The 18,870-nt window shown below is 40.3% G+C and carries 15 protein-coding genes; 7 read left to right on the top strand and 8 right to left on the bottom strand.

What is annotated here, in order from left to right; translation table 11 throughout:
- Nucleotides 1–108: 108 nt before the first annotated feature.
- Nucleotides 109–1,995 (bottom strand): transglycosylase SLT domain-containing protein, encoded by a 1,887-nt coding sequence (locus tag FFU37_RS15500; RefSeq protein WP_138489863.1) that lies wholly within the window; start codon nucleotides 1,993–1,995, stop codon nucleotides 109–111.
- A 192-nt stretch (nucleotides 1,996–2,187) separates the two neighbouring features.
- On the opposite strand from FFU37_RS15500, the gene fadB reads away from it, so the two are divergent.
- From fadB to tusA, 3 genes are all read left to right on the top strand, one after another.
- On the top strand, nucleotides 2,188–4,347 hold the full coding sequence (fadB, locus tag FFU37_RS15495; protein WP_138489862.1) for a fatty acid oxidation complex subunit alpha FadB: 2,160 nt from the start codon (nucleotides 2,188–2,190) through the stop codon (nucleotides 4,345–4,347).
- A 4-nt stretch (nucleotides 4,348–4,351) separates the two neighbouring features.
- Nucleotides 4,352–5,521 (top strand): acetyl-CoA C-acyltransferase FadA, encoded by a 1,170-nt coding sequence (gene fadA / locus FFU37_RS15490; protein ID WP_024597185.1) that lies wholly within the window; start codon nucleotides 4,352–4,354, stop codon nucleotides 5,519–5,521.
- A gap of 293 nt (nucleotides 5,522–5,814) precedes the next feature.
- Nucleotides 5,815–6,054, top strand: a complete 240-nt coding sequence (tusA, locus tag FFU37_RS15485; protein ID WP_004335190.1) for a sulfurtransferase TusA — start codon at nucleotides 5,815–5,817, stop codon at nucleotides 6,052–6,054.
- A gap of 197 nt (nucleotides 6,055–6,251) precedes the next feature.
- Here the strand turns inward: tusA and FFU37_RS15480 are convergent, their stop codons facing one another.
- The 3 genes from FFU37_RS15480 to glyQ form a co-directional block, all read right to left on the bottom strand.
- Entirely contained in the window at nucleotides 6,252–6,701 is a 450-nt protein-coding gene (locus FFU37_RS15480; protein WP_138489861.1) for an early set domain-containing protein, read from the bottom strand.
- 74 nt (nucleotides 6,702–6,775) lie between these two features.
- Entirely contained in the window at nucleotides 6,776–8,845 is a 2,070-nt protein-coding gene (glyS, locus tag FFU37_RS15475; protein WP_138489860.1) for a glycine--tRNA ligase subunit beta, read from the bottom strand.
- 1 nt (nucleotide 8,846) lies between these two features.
- On the bottom strand, nucleotides 8,847–9,749 hold the full coding sequence (gene glyQ / locus FFU37_RS15470; protein ID WP_004335201.1) for a glycine--tRNA ligase subunit alpha: 903 nt from the start codon (nucleotides 9,747–9,749) through the stop codon (nucleotides 8,847–8,849).
- A gap of 204 nt (nucleotides 9,750–9,953) precedes the next feature.
- Here glyQ and FFU37_RS15465 point away from each other — a divergent pair, with 204 nt between their 5' ends.
- Nucleotides 9,954–11,282, top strand: coding sequence for an IS4 family transposase (locus FFU37_RS15465; RefSeq protein WP_039588252.1), 1,329 nt, complete (start codon nucleotides 9,954–9,956; stop codon nucleotides 11,280–11,282).
- A gap of 44 nt (nucleotides 11,283–11,326) precedes the next feature.
- Here FFU37_RS15465 and gyrB read toward each other — a convergent pair whose 3' ends face one another.
- The 4 genes from gyrB to dnaA are packed head-to-tail and all read right to left on the bottom strand — an operon-like array spanning nucleotide 11,327 to nucleotide 17,375.
- Complete coding sequence (gene gyrB, locus FFU37_RS15460; RefSeq protein WP_024597183.1) at nucleotides 11,327–13,753, bottom strand: DNA topoisomerase (ATP-hydrolyzing) subunit B; 2,427 nt, start codon at nucleotides 13,751–13,753, stop codon at nucleotides 11,327–11,329.
- 12 nt (nucleotides 13,754–13,765) lie between these two features.
- Entirely contained in the window at nucleotides 13,766–14,860 is a 1,095-nt protein-coding gene (gene recF / locus FFU37_RS15455; RefSeq protein WP_138489859.1) for a DNA replication/repair protein RecF, read from the bottom strand.
- A gap of 15 nt (nucleotides 14,861–14,875) precedes the next feature.
- Nucleotides 14,876–15,979: a DNA polymerase III subunit beta gene (dnaN, locus tag FFU37_RS15450; protein WP_004335206.1), complete on the bottom strand. Its 1,104-nt coding sequence runs from the start codon at nucleotides 15,977–15,979 to the stop codon at nucleotides 14,876–14,878.
- A 13-nt stretch (nucleotides 15,980–15,992) separates the two neighbouring features.
- Entirely contained in the window at nucleotides 15,993–17,375 is a 1,383-nt protein-coding gene (dnaA, locus tag FFU37_RS15445) for a chromosomal replication initiator protein DnaA (RefSeq protein ID WP_004335207.1), read from the bottom strand.
- Between the two features lie 518 nt (nucleotides 17,376–17,893).
- On the opposite strand from dnaA, the gene rpmH reads away from it, so the two are divergent.
- The 3 genes from rpmH to yidD all read left to right on the top strand — a co-directional run bounded on the left by rpmH (nucleotide 17,894) and on the right by yidD (nucleotide 18,863).
- Nucleotides 17,894–18,028: a 50S ribosomal protein L34 gene (gene rpmH / locus FFU37_RS15440; RefSeq protein ID WP_004335215.1), complete on the top strand. Its 135-nt coding sequence runs from the start codon at nucleotides 17,894–17,896 to the stop codon at nucleotides 18,026–18,028.
- 7 nt (nucleotides 18,029–18,035) lie between these two features.
- Nucleotides 18,036–18,458 (top strand): ribonuclease P protein component, encoded by a 423-nt coding sequence (gene rnpA / locus FFU37_RS15435; protein WP_004335217.1) that lies wholly within the window; start codon nucleotides 18,036–18,038, stop codon nucleotides 18,456–18,458.
- A gap of 129 nt (nucleotides 18,459–18,587) precedes the next feature.
- Nucleotides 18,588–18,863, top strand: a complete 276-nt coding sequence (gene yidD, locus FFU37_RS15430) for a membrane protein insertion efficiency factor YidD (protein WP_004335219.1) — start codon at nucleotides 18,588–18,590, stop codon at nucleotides 18,861–18,863.
- Nucleotides 18,864–18,870 lie beyond the last annotated feature (7 nt).

The following is an 18,870-nucleotide window of genomic DNA, read 5'->3' as shown; positions in this document are numbered from 1 at the left end:
GGTATTACCCTAAGCGCTCAAAAAAGGGGGATATTTAACATGTAAACATCCCCCTTATTAATACCTATACCTATCGTGTTAAGTTATTGCTCGATTGGTATCATATATTCAACCGCCCATTTTCATTTGAAGTAGCGGCGCTAATACATTACCTTCTCGGCCCATTCTTGTATGGTAAACCTGTCTGTACGCAAATACATTTTTTACGTAATCACGGGTTTCGCGATACGGAATAAGCTCTACCCATAACTCAGCCGGAATAGCGTCATCAGGTAACCAACGCTTTATACGGTGATAACCCGCATTATAAGAAGCTGTTGCCAGCACTTCATTGCCATGGTTTTTCTTTTTTAAGTACTGTAAGTAACTAGTACCTAATCTAATATTTGTTTTAGGTTGATATAAACGACTACTTGTCACACTGCCTTTATTTACATACTCAGCAGTACTTGGTAATAACTGCATTAAACCACGCGCATTAGCATGCGAGCGTGCATCTGGCGCAAAAGAGCTTTCGCGCCTTGCAATAGCAATACTCCAAGCAACATCTATCTTGCTACGTTTACTGTAGCGCTCAAAAACATCTTGAAACGCAAACGGAAAACGTTGCTCTACATTATCCCACGCTTTAATTTTTGCTAAAGTAAAAATAGTACTGTCGTGCCAACCTAAATCGGTAGATAACTGTGATGCTGCCAGCTTTTCTTCATCGCTAGAGGTATCCGTTAAGTAATTCCATTCACGGCGCGCCGACGTAAAGCGCTCAATATCATAAAGTGCTTTTGCACGCTTAAAGCCTGGTGCATTACTCACTTTATCTACAAGTACCTTATCGACTGCTAAAGGCTGATTATTTAAATCAACGGGCAACCCCAAACGTGCTGCGGCTAAAAAGCCATAATAATCACGATTAGCCGCTACTTTCTTCCAAATGTCGTCTGCTTTTTGTTGCTCGCCACGTTGTGCATAGCTATAGGCTAACCAATATTGCTGACCAAGGCTTAAATTTTCTTTACCTGTAAAGAATGCAGCAATCCCCTCCCAATCTTGGGTTTTGAGCATATTGCCCAGTTGCCACTGAATAAGCTTGCTGTCTAGTCGCTCTTTTGGCACTTTATTTAGCCAAAAGCTCGCTTGTTTATGCCCGCTAGAGGCAAGTGACAATGCAAAGGTGTAATACACATCCGCTTTTTCTTCATCACTATACTTAAATATTTTTTCTAGTTTTTCCCATGCTTTTAAAGCAAGCTCTTTATCGCGCCAAACCAAACGCTTAACACCATAAATTGCTATTTGGCCTTCTTTAGCCGACTTATTTTTATATCGATATAATCCAGCTGCCGTGCTTGGATCTTTTCGCACTTTTAGATATAAATCAGCTAAGTAACGATCCTTACTTGGCAATAAAGTTTTTAAGTAAGGTAATAAGCTTTGCGTCCCGCCTTGTGCAGCAAGTGTTACACGCTTCCAAACCGTTTCTTCTTTCATGTAGCCTTTTTTACGCCACGTAGAAAATAAACTATCACAACCATTAGGTTGCGATTTACCAACGGCCCATAAGTCGGTCACCTGATTTAGAATTGCCTTTTCGGGCGCACCTAAATCAAGCTGAAAATCTAAATAAGTACAAGTAAGCTCCGCATTAGACGTTTCACGATAGTTGCGGATATACGCCGCCTTTTCGTTGTTATCTTTTAAATATTCTAACCATGCTTTGCGCACCGGCCACTCAAGCGGCGTATGCTGGTATATATTTAAATATTCTTCTATTTCTGCCTGATGTTTAATGCTCGGATGGCGTTGCCAATACGTTTTTTCAACATAAGGTTTTAACGGATGATTTAGGTTACTAACCGCTTGTTTAAAGTCTTGGTAACTGCCGTACCTTACTTTTTTTTCGGCATCTAAAAATGCATCGTTATCGTTACTTGCCTCGGCAGAATGAAGAGGAAAAATGAATGCAGCTGCCGCAACACTTAGTAAATATTTTTTCATAATGTCCTTTAATAAAAATTAAAGTTGTGAATAAAAACTTTTCAACCACCTTAGCACCAAACCAGCTATATTTTAACCAGTCGATTGTAACCGAGTTAAATTTTTCGTTGCATTTTTAATTTAAAGCAAGCACACTGATTGAAATGCAAACTCATCGTACCAGTCTTAGTTCGTCAACTAGGGAGAATAATAATGTTATATAAAAGCGATTCCTTTGAAGTTAGCTTCCTGAAGGAAAACATCGCCGAGTTTAAGTTTTGTGTTGCAGGTTCTGTAAACACACTATCTCAAAAAACTCTTTCAGATTGCGCAGCAGCATTAAAAGAATTAGCCGCCAATACTGATATCAAAGGCATGATTTTTACCAGTGATAAAGACCACTTTATTATTGGTGCCGATATCTTCGAATTTTTACCTACATTTACTAAACCTGAAGAAGAATTAGTAGTGTGGATCAAAAACGCAACCGACGTTTTTGATGCAATTGAAGATTTACCATTCCCAACTCTAAGCGCTATAAACGGTATGGCACTTGGCGGTGGTTGTGAGTGGGCACTTGCTACCGATTATCGTGTGGCAAGCGAAACAGCTAAAATGGGCCTACCAGAAGTTAAACTTGGCATAATGCCAGGGTTTGGTGGCACAGTGCGCTTACCACGTATCATTGGCGCCGATAACGCGATGATGTGGATTACCTCAGGCGCAGAAAACCGCGCAGCAGATGCCCTTAAAGTAGGTGCGTTTGACGCGGTAGTTAGTGCTGACAAACTTCTAGAGTCAAGTGTATCAACACTTGAACTGGCGATTGCTGGCAAGCTAGATTGGCAAGCAAAACGCAACGTAAAACTACAGCCACTTAAATTAAACCGTGTTGAGCAAGGCATGAGCTTTGCTATGGCAGAAGGTATGGTAATGGGTAAAACCAAAGGCCACTATCCTGCACCGGTTATGGCTGTACGTACTATTAAAGCAGCGGCAAACTGTACTCGCGATGAAGCAATGGCAATCGAAAACGCTAACTTTGCTAAATTAGCACGTACACCAGAAGCAGCTGCACAAACTGGTATATTCCTAGCTGACCAATACATTAAAGGTAAAGCACGTAAATTTGCTAAGCACAGCGATGTAGAAATCAAACAAGCCGCAGTATTAGGTGCTGGTATTATGGGTGGCGGTATTGCATACCAGTCTGCTTATAAAGGCACACCTATTATAATGAAAGACATCCAACAAGATGCGCTTGATTTAGGTATGGGTGAAGCATCTAAATTGTTAGGTGCAAAAGTTAAGCGTGGCCACATGCCAATGGAAAAAATGTTGGCAACACTTAGCAAAATTAAGCCAACACTTAACGAGTCAGACCTACAAAGTGCCAACATCATTGTTGAAGCCGTTGTAGAAAACCCTAAAGTTAAGCAAGCAGTACTCGCTGATCTTGAAAAGAACATGCCAGAAGGCACTGTACTTACTTCAAATACATCGACTATTTGTATTGATTTACTAGCACAAGCGCTAGATAAGCCAGAAAATTTCTGTGGTATGCACTTTTTCAACCCTGTGCCAAAAATGCCATTAGTAGAAATTATCCGTGGCGCAAAAACCTCAGATAAAACAATTAATGCTGTAGTTGATTACGCGCTTAAATTAGGTAAATCGCCAATTGTTGTTAACGATTGCCCAGGCTTTTTTGTAAACCGTGTTTTATTCCCTTACTTTGCAGGTTTTAGCAAATTAGTGGTTGAAGGCGCTAACTTTGCAAAAGTAGATAAAGTAATGGAAAACGTATTTGGCTGGCCTATGGGTCCGGCTTACCTACTTGATGTTGTAGGTATTGATACAGCGTTCCATTGTACTGGCGTAATGGCTGACGGTTTCCCTGAGCGTATGGCTCGTGCTGATAAAGACCCTGTGACTATTTTTGCCAACGAAAAACGTTTTGGTCAAAAGAACAAAGCCGGTTTTTACAAGTACGAAACAGATCGTCGCGGTCGTCTTAAAAAGTCTCATGACGAGACAGCAATTGAGCTACTAAGCCCAATTACAGACGCACCAAAAGAATTTGATAAACAAGAAATCATCGACCGTTGTATGATTCCAATGATCAACGAAGTGCTACTGTGCTTGCAAGAAGGTATTGTTGCCTCACCGCAAGAAGCAGATATGGCATTAGTTTACGGTGTTGGTTTCCCTCCATTTAGAGGCGGCGCGTTCCGTTACTTAGATCAAACTGGTTTAGCTAACTTTGTTGCAGCAGCAGACAAATACGCTCACCTAGGTGCGATTTACCAAGTATCTGAACAAACTCGCAAGTGGGCCGAAGAAGGTCGTGTTTTCTATAAGGTGGAAGGTTAATATCATGAATAATCCAGTAATTGTAGATTGTATCCGCACACCAATGGGTCGCTCTAAAAGTGGTGTATTCAAACATAAACGTGCAGAAGACTTAAGCGCACATTTAATGAAAGGCTTACTAGATCGCAACCCTGCAGTTGATCCAGCATCAATTGACGATATTTATTGGGGTTGTGTACAGCAAACATTAGAGCAAGGCTTTAACGTAGCACGTAACGCATCATTGCTTGCCGGTATTCCGCACAGCGTTCCTGCTGTTACGGTTAACCGTTTATGTGGCTCTTCTATGCAAGCATTGCATGACGCAGCACGCGCAATAATGACAGGCGCTGGCGACACTTACCTAATTGGTGGTGTTGAGCACATGGGTCACGTACCTATGACTCACGGCAACGACTTTCATCCAGGCCTTGCAACATCAATTGCACAAGCGTCTGGCTCTATGGGCTTAACAGCAGAATACCTTGCAACGCTTCATGGCATTAGCCGTGAGCAACAAGATGAATTTGCTTACCGTTCACATCAACGTGCACAAGCTGCAACTGTTGAAGGCCGCTTCCGTCGCGAAATTTTAGCAATGGAAGGTCACGATGCAGATGGTTCGCTTATCTTAGTTGAAGACGACGAAGTAATTCGCCCAGAAACAACAGTAGAAGGTCTATCAAAGCTTCGCCCTGTATTTAATCCTGCATCGGGTACGGTAACAGCCGGTACGTCTTCTGCACTTTCTGACGGCGCATCTGCAATGTTAGTAATGAGCGAAGAAAAAGCAAAAGAGCTTGGTTTGCCAATTCGTGCGCGTATTAAAGCAATGGCAGTCGCTGGTTGCGATCCATCAATTATGGGTTACGGCCCAGTACCAGCAAGTAAAAAAGCACTTGCTCAAGCCGGTATTACAATTGATGACCTAGGTGTAGTAGAACTTAACGAAGCCTTTGCAGCACAATCATTACCTGTAATGAAAGATTTAGGGTTAATGGATGTTGTTGACGAAAAAGTGAATTTAAATGGCGGCGCAATCGCACTTGGTCACCCACTGGGTTGTTCGGGTTCGCGTATTAGCACATCGCTTATTCACTTAATGGAAGACAAAAATGTACGATACGGTTTAGCAACTATGTGTATTGGTTTAGGCCAAGGCATTGCAACTGTATTTGAACGTGTTCAAGACTAATTAGTTTAAACATGTAAAACCATCTTGGTGATTAAAAAGGCGAACTGATTTTATTCAGTTCGCCTTTTTTATTAGCTTCAATTTATAAAAACGTCCTTTTATCAAACAAGCATGTAACAGCGTAATTATGTGATCGGGCGTATTATTAAATAAAGCATTTTGAAACTGCTAAAAGCATTAAGTAAAATAGTTAAATTACACATAAAATTGCGTTAAACTCCCAAACTTATTAATTGCTATACCTAAGCACTCGCGTACACAGCAATCACTTTAATTAAACAGGCCAATTTATTATGAGCTTTGATAATCCCGATCACCAATTAGATGCCATAGGCCTTCGCTGCCCAGAGCCAGTAATGATGGTACGTGCTGCTATTCGTAAAATGAACGATGGTGAAACGTTATTAATAACTGCTGATGACCCATCAACCACTCGCGACATTCCGAGTTTTTGTACGTTTATGGATCACACCCTGGTGGCTAAAGATGCAGAAGAAGCACCGTATAGATATGTGGTGAAGAAAGGACTTTAAACTCACGTAGGTCGGGTTGAGTTTTACGAAACCCAACGTATTTAATAACCACCAAAATAGTTTTGTTCGCCACACATGTTGGGTTTCGCTTCACTCTACCCAAACTACGAACCCCCCTTGGTGTTAATGCTGAATAAATCCTACAACGTCCTTGTCACAAGTCCATCAACCCACTAGGGCTATTAAATAGCTAAAAATCACTTCTTCGTTATCGTCACTTGTGGCTTATCGTAGTCACTGTAATCAATACTTACTATGTACGTGCCTTTTATTGCTGGTGTGAAACTAAAGTAGTTATAAATAGTATTACAGTCTGCGATAGCTGGCTGGCCGAGTGTTAGTTTTTGCCCTGCTGGTTGTGCATCGCTGTAACCACAGTTGTAACCTTCACTAAAATCGGCATCGGCTATTTTAAATTCGTACACTTTACCTGGGGTCGAAAATTTAACTTGTGTTTGATAAAGCGCAGGGCCAACTGGCGCAAACTGATACTGGGGTTCTGCATCCCACAATGTAAAGTCGCCACGTAAGTAAATTGTGCGGTCAAGCTCTTGCTGTGGTAAAACATCATTAATCGAAATTTGGCTTGTACAGGCAGTAAGTAAACCAGCAATTGCTAAGGTTAAAATTCGTTTCATAGAAATCATCAATGGGTATCCTTTGCATACAGTGAAAACTAAAAAGCCAGCAAAACGCTGGCTTTTAAAATTGCTAATCGGTGTTATTTTTGTAAAACAGAAATATCTGCAATACCTAAAAACAATCCGCTTAGCTGGCTTAATAGCGCAAGACGATTTTGCTTAACAGCTTCATCGTCGGCCATAACCATTACGTTGTCAAAAAAGTTATCAACACTTTCACGAATACCCGCCAATTGGCTTAATGCTTCTTGGTAGTTTCCATCTGCGTAAAGTGGCGCAAGGTCAGTGGCAAATTTTGCTACTTGTGATGCCAATACTTTTTCGGCGTCGTCGCTTAATAAGCTCTCATCAACACTACCTTGGCTGGTAATGTCGTTTTTAGCCAGAATATTACCTACGCGTTTATTAGCCGCTGCAAGCGCTTCTGCTGCGTCTAATGTACGGAAGTGACTTACGGCTTTAACACGGCGGTCAAAATCAACAGGTTTAGTCGGACGACGTGCAAGCACTGCTTGAATTACGTCTACTTCAATACCTTCGTCTTGATACCAAGCACGGAAGCGCCCTAGCATAAATTCAAATACGTCAGTTGATACATTTAAGTTAGTTAACTTGTCGCCAAACAATGTTTGCGATTTAGCTACTAGGTCTAAAATATCAAGTGGTAGTTCTTTTTCTACCATGATGCGCAGTGCACCAATAGCAGCACGACGAAGAGCAAATGGGTCTTTGTCACCTTTAGGTGCTTGGCCTATACCAAAAATACCCACCAGCGTGTCAAACTTATCAGCAATCGCTACTGCGCAGCTAATTAAGTTTGTTGGTAAGTTATCCCCTGCAAAGCGTGGCATGTACTGCTCGTTTTGCGCTACGGCTACATCTTCGGCTTCACCATCGTGGCGAGCGTAATGCATTCCCATTACACCTTGCACGTCGGTAAATTCCATAACCATTTCAGTCATTAGGTCAGTTTTACTTAATAAGCCTGCACGCTGTGCTAGGTCTTTATCAGTACCTAATTGCTCAGCAATATAGCCTGCAAGCTCACTAATGCGCTCAGACTTATCTTTAAGCGTACCAAGTTGCTTTTGGAACAATACGCTATCAAGCGACTCTAATCGGCTTTCTAGGGTTTTCTTTTTATCTGTTTCAAAGAAGAACTGTGCATCGGCTAAACGCGGGCGCACTACTTTTTCGTTACCAGAAATAACCACACTTGGATCTTTACTTTCGATGTTAGATACAAACAAAAACTTATTTAAAAGTTTGCCGTTTTGATCTAATAACGGGAAGTATTTTTGATCGTCTTTCATGGTGTAAATTAACGCTTCGGCTGGTACATCTAAAAATGCTTCTTCAAATGTTGCCGTTAAAGTAACTGGCCACTCTACAAGTGATGTTACTTCTTCTAGTAAATCTTCATCCATTGCAACAACAGCGTTAACTGCGCTTGCAGCCTCTTCTATTTGTGCACGAATTTGCGCTTTACGTTGCTCGTAATCAGCAATAACGTAAGCAGATTTAAGTACGTCAAAAACGTCATCTGCATGGTTAATGCTAATTTTTTCTGGGTGATGAAAACGATGACCCTGAAGCTGGTTAGTTATTTGCTTACCAAGAATTTCGCCTTCAAGTAGCTCATCACCAAATAAAATAGTTACTGTATGCACAGGACGAATAAATTGTGTTTTATTCGCGCCCCAACGCATTGGTTTAGGGATTGGTAATTTACTTAACGCTTTAGTGATAGCATCTGTCATTAGGGTTTTAGTTTCTTGCCCTGCTACTTTAGCAATGTGCAATAACCAAGCGCCTTTATCGGTTTCAAGTGTTTGTGCGTCTTTTACTTCAATACCACAACCACGTGCCCAACCCATTGCTGCTTTTGTTGGGTTACCTTCACTGTCAAACGCTGCCTTTGTTGCTGGACCACGCTTTTCAACTTCTTTGTCTTGTTGCTTAGCTTCAAGCGCTTTTACTTGTAAACCCAAACGACGAGGCGATGCATACCAGCTTACGCCTTGGTGTGCTAATTCTAATGTTTCTAGCTCTTGAGTTAAGTTTGCAGCAAAGGCTTCTGCTAGTTTACGCAGTGCTTTTGGTGGTAACTCTTCAGTGCCAATTTCTACTAATAAATTTTGTGCTGACATTTTACTTATCCTTACACAGCGGGAAACCAAGCGCTTCACGTTTGTCATAGTAACTTTGTGCACACGCTTTTGATAACGCACGAACGCGTAAAATATAACGCTGACGTTCGGTTACCGAAATTGCATGGCGTGCGTCTAGTAAGTTAAATGCGTGCGATGCTTTCATTACTTGCTCGTATGCAGGTAGTGGTAAGTTAGCTTCAATTAACTTTTGGCTTTCTGCTTCACACTTATCAAACTGTGCAAATAAGTCTTCTACGTTTGCATGTTCAAAATTATAAGTAGATTGCTCTACTTCATTTTGATGGAACACGTCGCCGTATGTTACGCGCCCTAGTGGACCGTCTGCCCATACTAGGTCGTAAATGCTATCTACGCCTTGAATGTACATTGCTAAACGCTCTAGGCCGTAAGTAATTTCGCCTGTTACTGGTGAGCACTCTAAGCCACCCACTTGTTGAAAGTAGGTAAACTGCGTTACTTCCATGCCGTTTAACCAAATTTCCCATCCCAAGCCCCATGCGCCTAGCGTAGGTGATTCCCAGTTATCTTCTACAAAGCGAACTTCGTGAGTAAGGGTATCAATACCCATTGCCGCTAATGAGCCTAAGTAAAGCTCTTGGATGTTATCTGGCGATGGCTTTAAAACTACTTGGAATTGGTAGTAATGTTGTAGGCGATTTGGGTTTTCACCATAGCGGCCATCCGTAGGACGACGACACGGCTGAACGTACGCGCTCGACATTGGCTCTGGACCAATAGACTTTAAAAATGTTTGCGGGTGAAATGTCCCGGCGCCCACTTCCATATCAAGTGGTTGAATAATGACACAGCCTTGCTGCGCCCAATAATCCTGTAAAGCCAGGATCAAACCTTGAAAGGTTTTTACGTCATATTTTTGCATATTTGGCTTTTTACTATCTAAGAAGTAGCGTGAAAATTACCCTTAGTATACCGTGTGTACACTCAGGTTTTAAGCAGTTTGTGTAATTGAAAAAATAAAAAAGGAGCCATTAGGCTAATGCCGATCAGTTAAGAAAATGACCGGTTGACCGATCCAAACGATCATGCAAAATCCGTAGTTAGGAAACTAACTACGGATTTTTTTGTGAATATAGAACAAGCACTGCAAGCAACACTTGAAGAAAGCAGCCGATACCATACCTTTGAAAAATTATCAGAAATTCTTGACCCTGAAATCATTGAACAAGGTTTTCAACAAGCAGGGATTGCAACCGTTCGTAAGCGAAGATTACCGCTTGAAGCCGTTTTGTGGTCAGTTATTGGCATGGCATTGTTTCGAAAAGAATCAGTTTGGAATATCGCTAATAAGCTAGATATCATGTTACCTGGCAAGAACCAACTCGTTGCTCCAAGTGCGATGGTACAGGCTAGACAAAGGTTAGGTGATGATTCCGTTAAACACGTTTTCAATAAATCTGCTCAATCAATGTATAAGCAACAGTCATTCGAAACATGGAATGGTTTGAACCTATTAGCTGTTGACGGTGTTGTGTGGCGAACAGCCGACACGCCTGATAATCGTAAAGCCTTCTCTTCAGGTAGCAACCAATACGGTGATACAGCCTTTCCTCAAATACGCATGGTCTGTCATATGGAATTGACCAGCCATCAACTTCTCAGTAGCGAGTTTGATAACTATAAAACCAACGAGATGAAATTAGCTGAGCGTTTAATTGAACGTACACCAGATAATTCACTGACTATGTTTGATAAAGGATATTATTCTTTAGGCCTGTTAAACCGTTGGCATCAAACTGGGGAGATGAGGCACTGGCTGATACCAGCAAGGCCCGACTTACAGTATGAAATCATCTCCAGCGCGGGTAAAAATGACCATATCATTGAATTGAAAACCACAAAGCATGCACAAAAAAACTTTCCCGATGTTCCTGAAACGATTAAAGCGAGATTAATCAGCAAAACAATAAAGGGCAAAAGCTACCGTATATTAACCTCGATGACGGATAGATTGCGTTATCCAGGTAATGAAATTGTTGAATTATATTGTCATCGTTGGGAGATAGAACTTGGGTTTAGAGAAATCAAACAAACCATGCTTGATAGCGCATACCATTTAAGAAGTAAGCGTCCAGACATGGTGCGTCAGGAGCTATGGGCCGTGTTACTCGCCTATAATTTAATACGAAGAATAATGACGATGGCGGCGACAGTCACAGGGATATGGCCTAACCAGCTTAGTTTCTCTAGCAGTTCGATGGCTGTCATTCAGTATTTCTCGTCAGTATCTATAATGAGCCCAGGGAACATTCCAATACACTGGCAGCACTTACTCGATACACTGGTCTTATTTAAGCTTCCAGCTAGACGAGAGGATAGAAGATATCCCCGATGGGTTAAGCCAAAACCATCTAAGTATCCCCATAAAAAGAAAGATGCCAGTCAGCTTAACTGACTGGCATTAGCCATTAGGCTCCTTTTTCGGTGTAAGTAATATTTTTACACGTCTAGATTAACTACGCGTAGAGCGTTAGTTTCGATAAACTCTCTACGAGGCTCTACTTGATCACCCATTAAGGTGGCAAATAATTGATCCGCGCCAACAGCATCTTCAATCGTTACTTGTAACATACGACGAGCACTAGGATCCATTGTCGTTTCCCAAAGCTGGCTTGGGTTCATTTCACCCAGTCCTTTATAGCGTTGAATGTAGATCCCACGCTTAGATTCTGTGATCAACCATTCCAAAGCATCCACAAAGTTATCAACAGGTTTTGTTTTCTCACCACGTTGAATATAAGCACCTTCTTTTAGGATGTTTGCAATGTTAGTACCAGTCACAGCAATGCGTTGGTAGTCACGTGATGCAATAAAGTCATAATGAAGTACATGTGCTTTATCAACACCGTGCTGACGAATATTCACAACCGGGTAATACATATTACGCTCAGCGTCAAACTCTGTGCCTGCATGGAAAATAGTTGCATCTTCATCACGTGCAATCAGGTCATCAACTAACTCTTTTGTCCAAGCAATTACTTTAGCTTCGTCAGAAAGGTCATCAGTTTTCAACTCTGTTTGGTAGATTAAGCGTTCCATTACCGTGTTAGGATATTTACGCTTTAAACGCTCAATAACTTTAACTGTATTTTGGTAATCGTGAACGACTTTCTCAAGCGCTTCACCTTCTAGCGCAGAAGCATCTGCACTTGGATATAAAGCAGCATTATTAAGTGCAAGCGACGTTAAGTATTCTACTAATGCAGGATCATCTTTAATATAACGCTCTTGCTTACCTTTTTTCACTTTATAAAGTGGTGGTTGAGCAATATAAATATAACCGCGTTCTACAATTTCAGGCATTTGACGATAGAAGAATGTTAGTAGTAACGTACGAATGTGAGAACCATCCACGTCCGCATCGGTCATGATGATGATACGGTGATAACGTAATTTCTCAGGGTTATATTCGTCACGACCAATACCACATCCCAATGCAGTAATTAGTGTTGCTACTTCTTGCGAAGATAACATTTTATCAAAACGTGCTTTTTCTACGTTTAATATTTTACCTTTAAGCGGAAGAATAGCTTGGTTTTTACGGTTACGTCCCTGCTTGGCTGATCCGCCAGCAGAGTCCCCTTCCACTATATATAGTTCAGATTGGGCTGGGTCTTTTTCTTGGCAATCAGCTAGCTTACCAGGTAAGCCTGCTAAGTCCATTGCACCTTTACGTCGTGTCATTTCACGGGCTTTACGCGCCGCTTCACGTGCACGTGAGGCATCAATAATCTTACCTACAACAATTTTGGCATCAGTTGGGTTTTCTAGTAAAAACTCAGTGAATTTTTCAGCCATTGCTTGTTCAACCGCAGATTTAACTTCACTTGATACTAGCTTGTCTTTAGTTTGTGATGAGAACTTAGGATCAGGAACTTTAACACTAACAACAGCCGTTAAGCCTTCACGGGCATCATCACCGGTAGCATTGCTGGTTGTTTTAGCTTTTTTGTTAAAGCCTTCTTTTTCCATGTAGTTATTAAGTGTACGTGTTAGCGCTGATCTAAAACCGGCTAAGTGAGTACCACCATCACGTTGTGGGATATTATTTGTGAAACAGTAAATGTTTTCTTGGTATGCATCATTCCACTGCATTGATACTTCAACACTAATACCATCTTCTTCACGTTCGTGAGTAAAATGGAACACACCTTTATGTATAGGTGTTTTATTACGGTTTAAGTACTCTACGAAAGCTTGAATACCGCCTTCATATTTAAAGTGGTCAGATTTATTTTCTTCACGCTCATCATTTAAGATGATGCTCACACCTGAGTTTAGGAATGAAAGCTCGCGTAAACGCTTAGCTAAAATGTCGTAATGAAAATCTAAATTTGTGAATGTTTCAGCGCTTGGCCAAAAACGTAATTCTGTACCAGTTGTTTCTGAGTCACCAATTACAGCTAAAGGTGCATCTGGAACACCCATAGTATAAAACTGCTCATGAAGCTTACCTTCACGACGAACAGTCAGTTTTAGTTTTTCTGAAAGTGCATTTACAACAGAAACACCAACACCGTGTAAGCCACCTGATACTTTATAAGAGTTATCATCAAACTTACCACCGGCATGAAGTACCGTCATAATAACTTCGGCTGCAGATACGCCTTCTTCTTCATGGATAGAAGTTGGGATACCACGACCGTTATCTCTAACTGAGACAGAACCGTCTAAGTGAATCGTTACATAAATATCATCACAATGACCTGCTAAGGCTTCATCGATCGAGTTATCAACGACCTCAAACACCATGTGGTGTAAGCCTGTGCCATCATCGGTGTCCCCAATATACATTCCAGGACGCTTTCTTACTGCGTCTAATCCTTTAAGTACTTTAATACTCGACGAGTCATAATTCTCAGACATGGTTAATCCCACTTATCTTGTTATTAGGTTGCCATGTTTCACGTGGAACATTTGTAGTTCTCGTTGCATGGGTTCCACCACAGCAGAAATACTTTCAGATAAAATTGAAGAGATAAAAATTTGAGAACTGCAGTGAGCAAGTAATTGTCCCACTTTCTCTTTTGTATCTTCGCCTAATTCTGAAGGTAGATCATCTATTAGCAATATAGATTGCTTATCTGTCTCTGACTCAATTAAGCTATTTTGCGTAACTTTCAACGCATACAATAATAGCTTCAATTGACCGCGTGAGAATGTATTCTCCACACTGTTGCCAGCGACACTAAAACTAAAATCGGCCTTATGAGGGCCTCTACTTGTAAACCCTTGGCGAGCATCTCGCTCAAAGTTTTGCTCTAACGCATCTGCAAGAGATTCAGTCTCTTTCCAGCCTGCGCTAAAGGTCATTTCTAAATCACGTACAAGCGTCAATTCTGCACACATTTTATCAAAAAATTGCTGCTTAAACCTACTTATATACGCCAATCTTAATTTATTTATTTCTTCAGCCAGTCTAACAAATTCTTTGTCCCAAAACTTAATTTGGTCAAAATAATTCTTGGGCTTAGTTTTTAACAATGCATTACGTTGTTTAAGTACTTTATTAAATGATTGCCACAAGAAAAAGAACTCATGTTCCACGTGGAACAAACCTAAATCTAAAAACTTTCTGCGCTCTTTAGGTCCACCAAAAAATAAAGAATAACTCTCTGGTGTAATAATTTGTACAGGCATAAGTTGAGCGAGTTCTGATATCTTACGGCTCACCTTACCTTGAATTTTTAAATTGGTCTCACCCGTTTGCGTTTTACTAATACCAATTGGAATTGATAAATCGTGTATTGTTTTACGCCCGTGAATTACAAATTGCTCTTGCTGGTGTGCAATAATACTTTTGTGTTTTGGAGTACGAAAAGATTTGCCATGAGAAAGGTAATATATAGCCTCTAAAAGGCTGGTTTTTCCGCTGCCATTTTCACCATAAATTATATTAACGCCGTTGACTGGTTCTAGCGTCAGCGCCTCAATATTACGAAAATATTTGAGGCTCAAATGACTTAAGCTCATTATGTATTTATAGTCTTATAAACGCATAGGCATAACAACGTACATTGCTTCTTCATCGCCTGCACCTTCAATTAATGCACTGCTGTTTGAGTCGGCTAATGTAAATAGTACGTCTTCTGTTTTTAATGTGTTTAGTACATCTAATACGTAAGACACGTTGAATCCTATTTCTAGGTCCGCGCCTTCGTAACTTACTTCCACAACTTCTTCAGCTTGTTCTTGCTCTGGGTTATTGGCAGTAATTTTTAATAAACCGTTTGATAGGTTTAAGCGTACACCACGAAATTTTTCATTCGATAAAATAGACACTCGTTGAAACGCATTTCGTAACCATTCTCGGTTAGCTGTAATTACTTTGTCACCACCACGTGGTAATACACGACGGTAATCAGGAAAGCGTCCATCAACTAGCTTACTTGTAAATGTAAACTCAATATCAATGATACGAATATGGTTAGCACCAAACTGAATTGTAACCAATTCGTCGTCAGCTACCATAAGGCGCATAATTTCTTGCACTCCTTTGCGAGGTATAATTAATTGACGTTGAGTATTAAGCGATTGCGTTAATTGCTTTTGTGCAATAGCTAAACGGTGACCATCTGTTGCTACTGTTTTTATGTCTGTATTATCTACTTCAAACGACATACCGTTTAAGTAATAACGTACGTCTTGATTTGCCATCGAAAAATGCGTACTTTCAAGTAACTTACGAAGCTCTAAACGAGTTAGTTGAAATTCAACCTCACCATCCCACTGCTCTAAATTAGGAAAATCATCAGCAGATAAAGTCGTTAATGAAAAACGGCTTTTACCACTGGTTAAAAGTAATTGGTGCTCTTGCAAGCTTAAAGTAATGTCTGAACCATCTGGTAGACTTTTACAAATATCGAGTAACTTTTTAGCGGGTAACGTTAGTTTTGTATCGGCAATATCATCACCTACAAATACGCCAGAAACTAATTCAATTTCAAGGTCAGTACCCGTCATTGAAAGTTGTCCGTTTTCTACCACTAACAAAACGTTAGATAAGATTGGTAGCGTGTGTTTGCGCTCTATTGCACCCGACACTTGCACCAATGGCTTTAAAAATTGTTGTCTTGATATTGTTATTTGCATAATAAAGTCAGCCCTAAGATGACAATGTTCTTATTAAGTTTTGGTAATCTTCTTTAATTTCGTGGCTTTCGTCACGTAGTGATTTTATCTTACGACATGCGTGTAATACGGTCGTATGATCGCGTCCACCAAATGCGTCACCAATCTCAGGTAAGCTGTGATTAGTTAATTCTTTAGATAATGCCATGGCAACTTGGCGTGGCCTTGCTATAGAGCGGCTGCGGCGCTTAGACAATAGATCTGACACTCGAATTCGGTAGTACTCAGCAACGGTGCGCTGAATATTATCTATCGTAACCAGCTTATCTTGCAAGGCAAGTAAATCGCGTAGTGCTTCTTTTACAAAATCAATCGAAATTGGACGACCTGTAAAATTAGCATTAGCGATTACACGATTAAGTGCGCCTTCTAGTTCACGTACATTTGAACGTAATTTTTTGGCGATAAAAAAGGCAACTTCATGTGGTAAGTTAATCTTACTTTGCTGTGCTTTTTTCATCAAAATAGCAACGCGAGTTTCAAGCTCTGGTGGCTCAATCGCGATTGTTAATCCCCAACCAAAACGTGATTTAAGACGGTCTTCGACCCCTTCAATCTCTTTTGGATAACGGTCAGAGGTTAAAATAATTTGTTGGTTGCCTTCAAGCAATGCATTAAAGGTATGAAAAAACTCTTCTTGTGAACGCTCTTTATTAGCAAAAAATTGAATATCATCAATCATTAATGCGTCAACACTGCGGTAATAACGCTTAAATTCTTCTATCGCATTATTTTGTAGTGCCTTTACCATATCTTGAACAAAGCGTTCTGAATGCATGTAAACAATTTTAGCATCTGGCTTGTTTGCCATAATGCCGTTACCTACTGCATGTAATAAGTGAGTTTTACCTAAACCAGTACCACCGTAAATAAATACAGGGTTAAAAGCAGAGCCAGGATTATCGGCTACTTGAGTAGCCGCTGCTTTTGCTAATTGGTTTGACTTACCCTCAACAAAGCTGTCAAAGGTATAGTTTTCTTTAATGTTAGATTTGTAACCTGACTTAGGTGCAGGTTCAACAACAGGCTTTTGCTCACGAGGCTGTTGTTTTGTAGAAGCTTGTGGTGCTGATTGTGTTTCTATAACCGGTGCAGCTTGAGCATTTAATAAAGGCTTACTACCTACATCAAAACGTAGTTTTGGTGCTTCAACACCACAAATTTCTACTAATAATTCGTTAATTCTATTTAGGTACTTTTCTCTTACCCAATCAAGCACAAAGCGATTAGGTGCATAAATCGTCAAGGTATCTTCGGTACTTTCTGCTTGTAGTGGTCTTACCCACATACTGAATTGCTGCGAAGGCAGCTCATCTTGCAATACATATAAACAACTTTGCCAAACCGACAGATACACAGTTAAACTCCCAGAGATATAATTTTTATTCCCGCACATCATTAATGATTATAAATCATACATTTATTGCGTTCAAATGGTCCAATAAGCGACCCAAGACCGCGTATTATGAAGGCACTTTATCCACAAGTAAAAGATTGATTTTTATAAAATTGTTGATATCGATGTATAAAATCATTAACAACCTGATTTAAAACAGTTTTTATTTTAGTTCCGAAGAGGAGATCATAACAAAATAACACCAAGATCGCGAACCAAATTTACGATCCAATTTTCTTTTCCCCCGCTTTTATTCACTTTTTATACAGGGGCTGTGGAAAACTTCTTATTTATGATGATCCTATCAGATCGCCCTACATGATCTCTTTATGGACCATAAGTAGGCTATATACTACGAACGTAATTATGATTGACTTTACGTTACTTACTCTATAATATCTCGCGCTCGCAATGGCACCTATGCCAGGATCGCGACCTGTATAGGATGTTTTAACTTTAACCGATCGGATGAGATTGTTATGAAAAGAACTTTTCAACCTAGCGTTTTAAAACGCAAACGTGCACACGGCTTCCGTGCTCGCATGGCAACTGTAAATGGCCGTAAAGTATTAGCACGTCGCCGCGCTAAAGGCCGCAAAGTTCTTTCTGCTTAATTTATAAGTGGAAGACTTTAGCTTTGGCAGGGAGTTACGTCTGTTAACTCCCTCGCATTACTCTCGCATATTTAATGAACCCGCTCGGGCTGCAACTCCTTTCTTTACTCTATTAGCTAAACCAAATGACCAAGAAAAACCTCGGTTAGGTCTTACTGTTGCTAAAAAACGCGTAAAAAAGGCATGCCAACGAAACCGTATTAAACGTCTCGCTCGCGAAAGTTTTCGTTTAAATCAACACAGCATCGATAATATTGATATTGTGCTTATGGTGAAAAGTGGTATTGATGAACAGTCTAATGAAGAATTAACCAAACAACTTACTAAATTATGGCGAAAAATTAACGAACGCTGTAAACCAGGTGCACCTAAACCGCCACCTTTTAAGAAACGCCCAAACAAATCAGCTAAATCTAATAAACAAACCTAATTGCAATAGAATTGCAGGGTTAATTAATGTATCTTTAGCTCACCTTTTAATCATGCATTTAAAATTTCTAATTGAGTCTTTAAATACATGATATCTATCTCACTAAACTTAAGTAGGGGCATAAACATCATGAGGTTAATTAAACCACTTGTTGCTTTTCCTAAGATTTGTTTAGTGTTATTTATCCGCGGTTATCAAAAGTGGATTAGCCCGCTGTTAGGTCCGCATTGTCGTTTTAATCCAAGCTGCTCACATTATGCAATTCAAGCAATTAATTTGCATGGATTTATAAAAGGTAGTTGGTTAGCTTTAAAACGCATATTAAAATGCCATCCTTTACATTCAGGTGGAGACGACCCCGTACCTGAAAAATTAACCCATATTAACCACCAACACGAGAAATAAGAGCTGT

Source organism: Pseudoalteromonas distincta, from assembly GCF_005877035.1.
GTDB classification, from domain to species: Bacteria; Pseudomonadota; Gammaproteobacteria; order Enterobacterales; family Alteromonadaceae; genus Pseudoalteromonas; species Pseudoalteromonas distincta.
This window is presented reverse-complemented; position numbering and strand designations above follow the sequence as displayed.

Coding starts and splice junctions, on each gene's coding strand:
- FFU37_RS15500 (WP_138489863.1), bottom strand. CDS start 1,995: ATGAAAAAATATTTACTAAGTGTTGCGGCAGCTGCATTCATTTTTCCT.
- fadB (WP_138489862.1), top strand. CDS start 2,188: ATGTTATATAAAAGCGATTCCTTTGAAGTTAGCTTCCTGAAGGAAAAC.
- fadA (WP_024597185.1), top strand. CDS start 4,352: ATGAATAATCCAGTAATTGTAGATTGTATCCGCACACCAATGGGTCGC.
- tusA (WP_004335190.1), top strand. CDS start 5,815: ATGAGCTTTGATAATCCCGATCACCAATTAGATGCCATAGGCCTTCGC.
- FFU37_RS15480 (WP_138489861.1), bottom strand. CDS start 6,701: ATGATTTCTATGAAACGAATTTTAACCTTAGCAATTGCTGGTTTACTT.
- glyS (WP_138489860.1), bottom strand. CDS start 8,845: ATGTCAGCACAAAATTTATTAGTAGAAATTGGCACTGAAGAGTTACCA.
- glyQ (WP_004335201.1), bottom strand. CDS start 9,749: ATGCAAAAATATGACGTAAAAACCTTTCAAGGTTTGATCCTGGCTTTA.
- gyrB (WP_024597183.1), bottom strand. CDS start 13,753: ATGTCTGAGAATTATGACTCGTCGAGTATTAAAGTACTTAAAGGATTA.
- recF (WP_138489859.1), bottom strand. CDS start 14,860: ATGAGCTTAAGTCATTTGAGCCTCAAATATTTTCGTAATATTGAGGCG.
- dnaN (WP_004335206.1), bottom strand. CDS start 15,979: ATGCAAATAACAATATCAAGACAACAATTTTTAAAGCCATTGGTGCAA.
- rpmH (WP_004335215.1), top strand. CDS start 17,894: ATGAAAAGAACTTTTCAACCTAGCGTTTTAAAACGCAAACGTGCACAC.
- yidD (WP_004335219.1), top strand. CDS start 18,588: ATGAGGTTAATTAAACCACTTGTTGCTTTTCCTAAGATTTGTTTAGTG.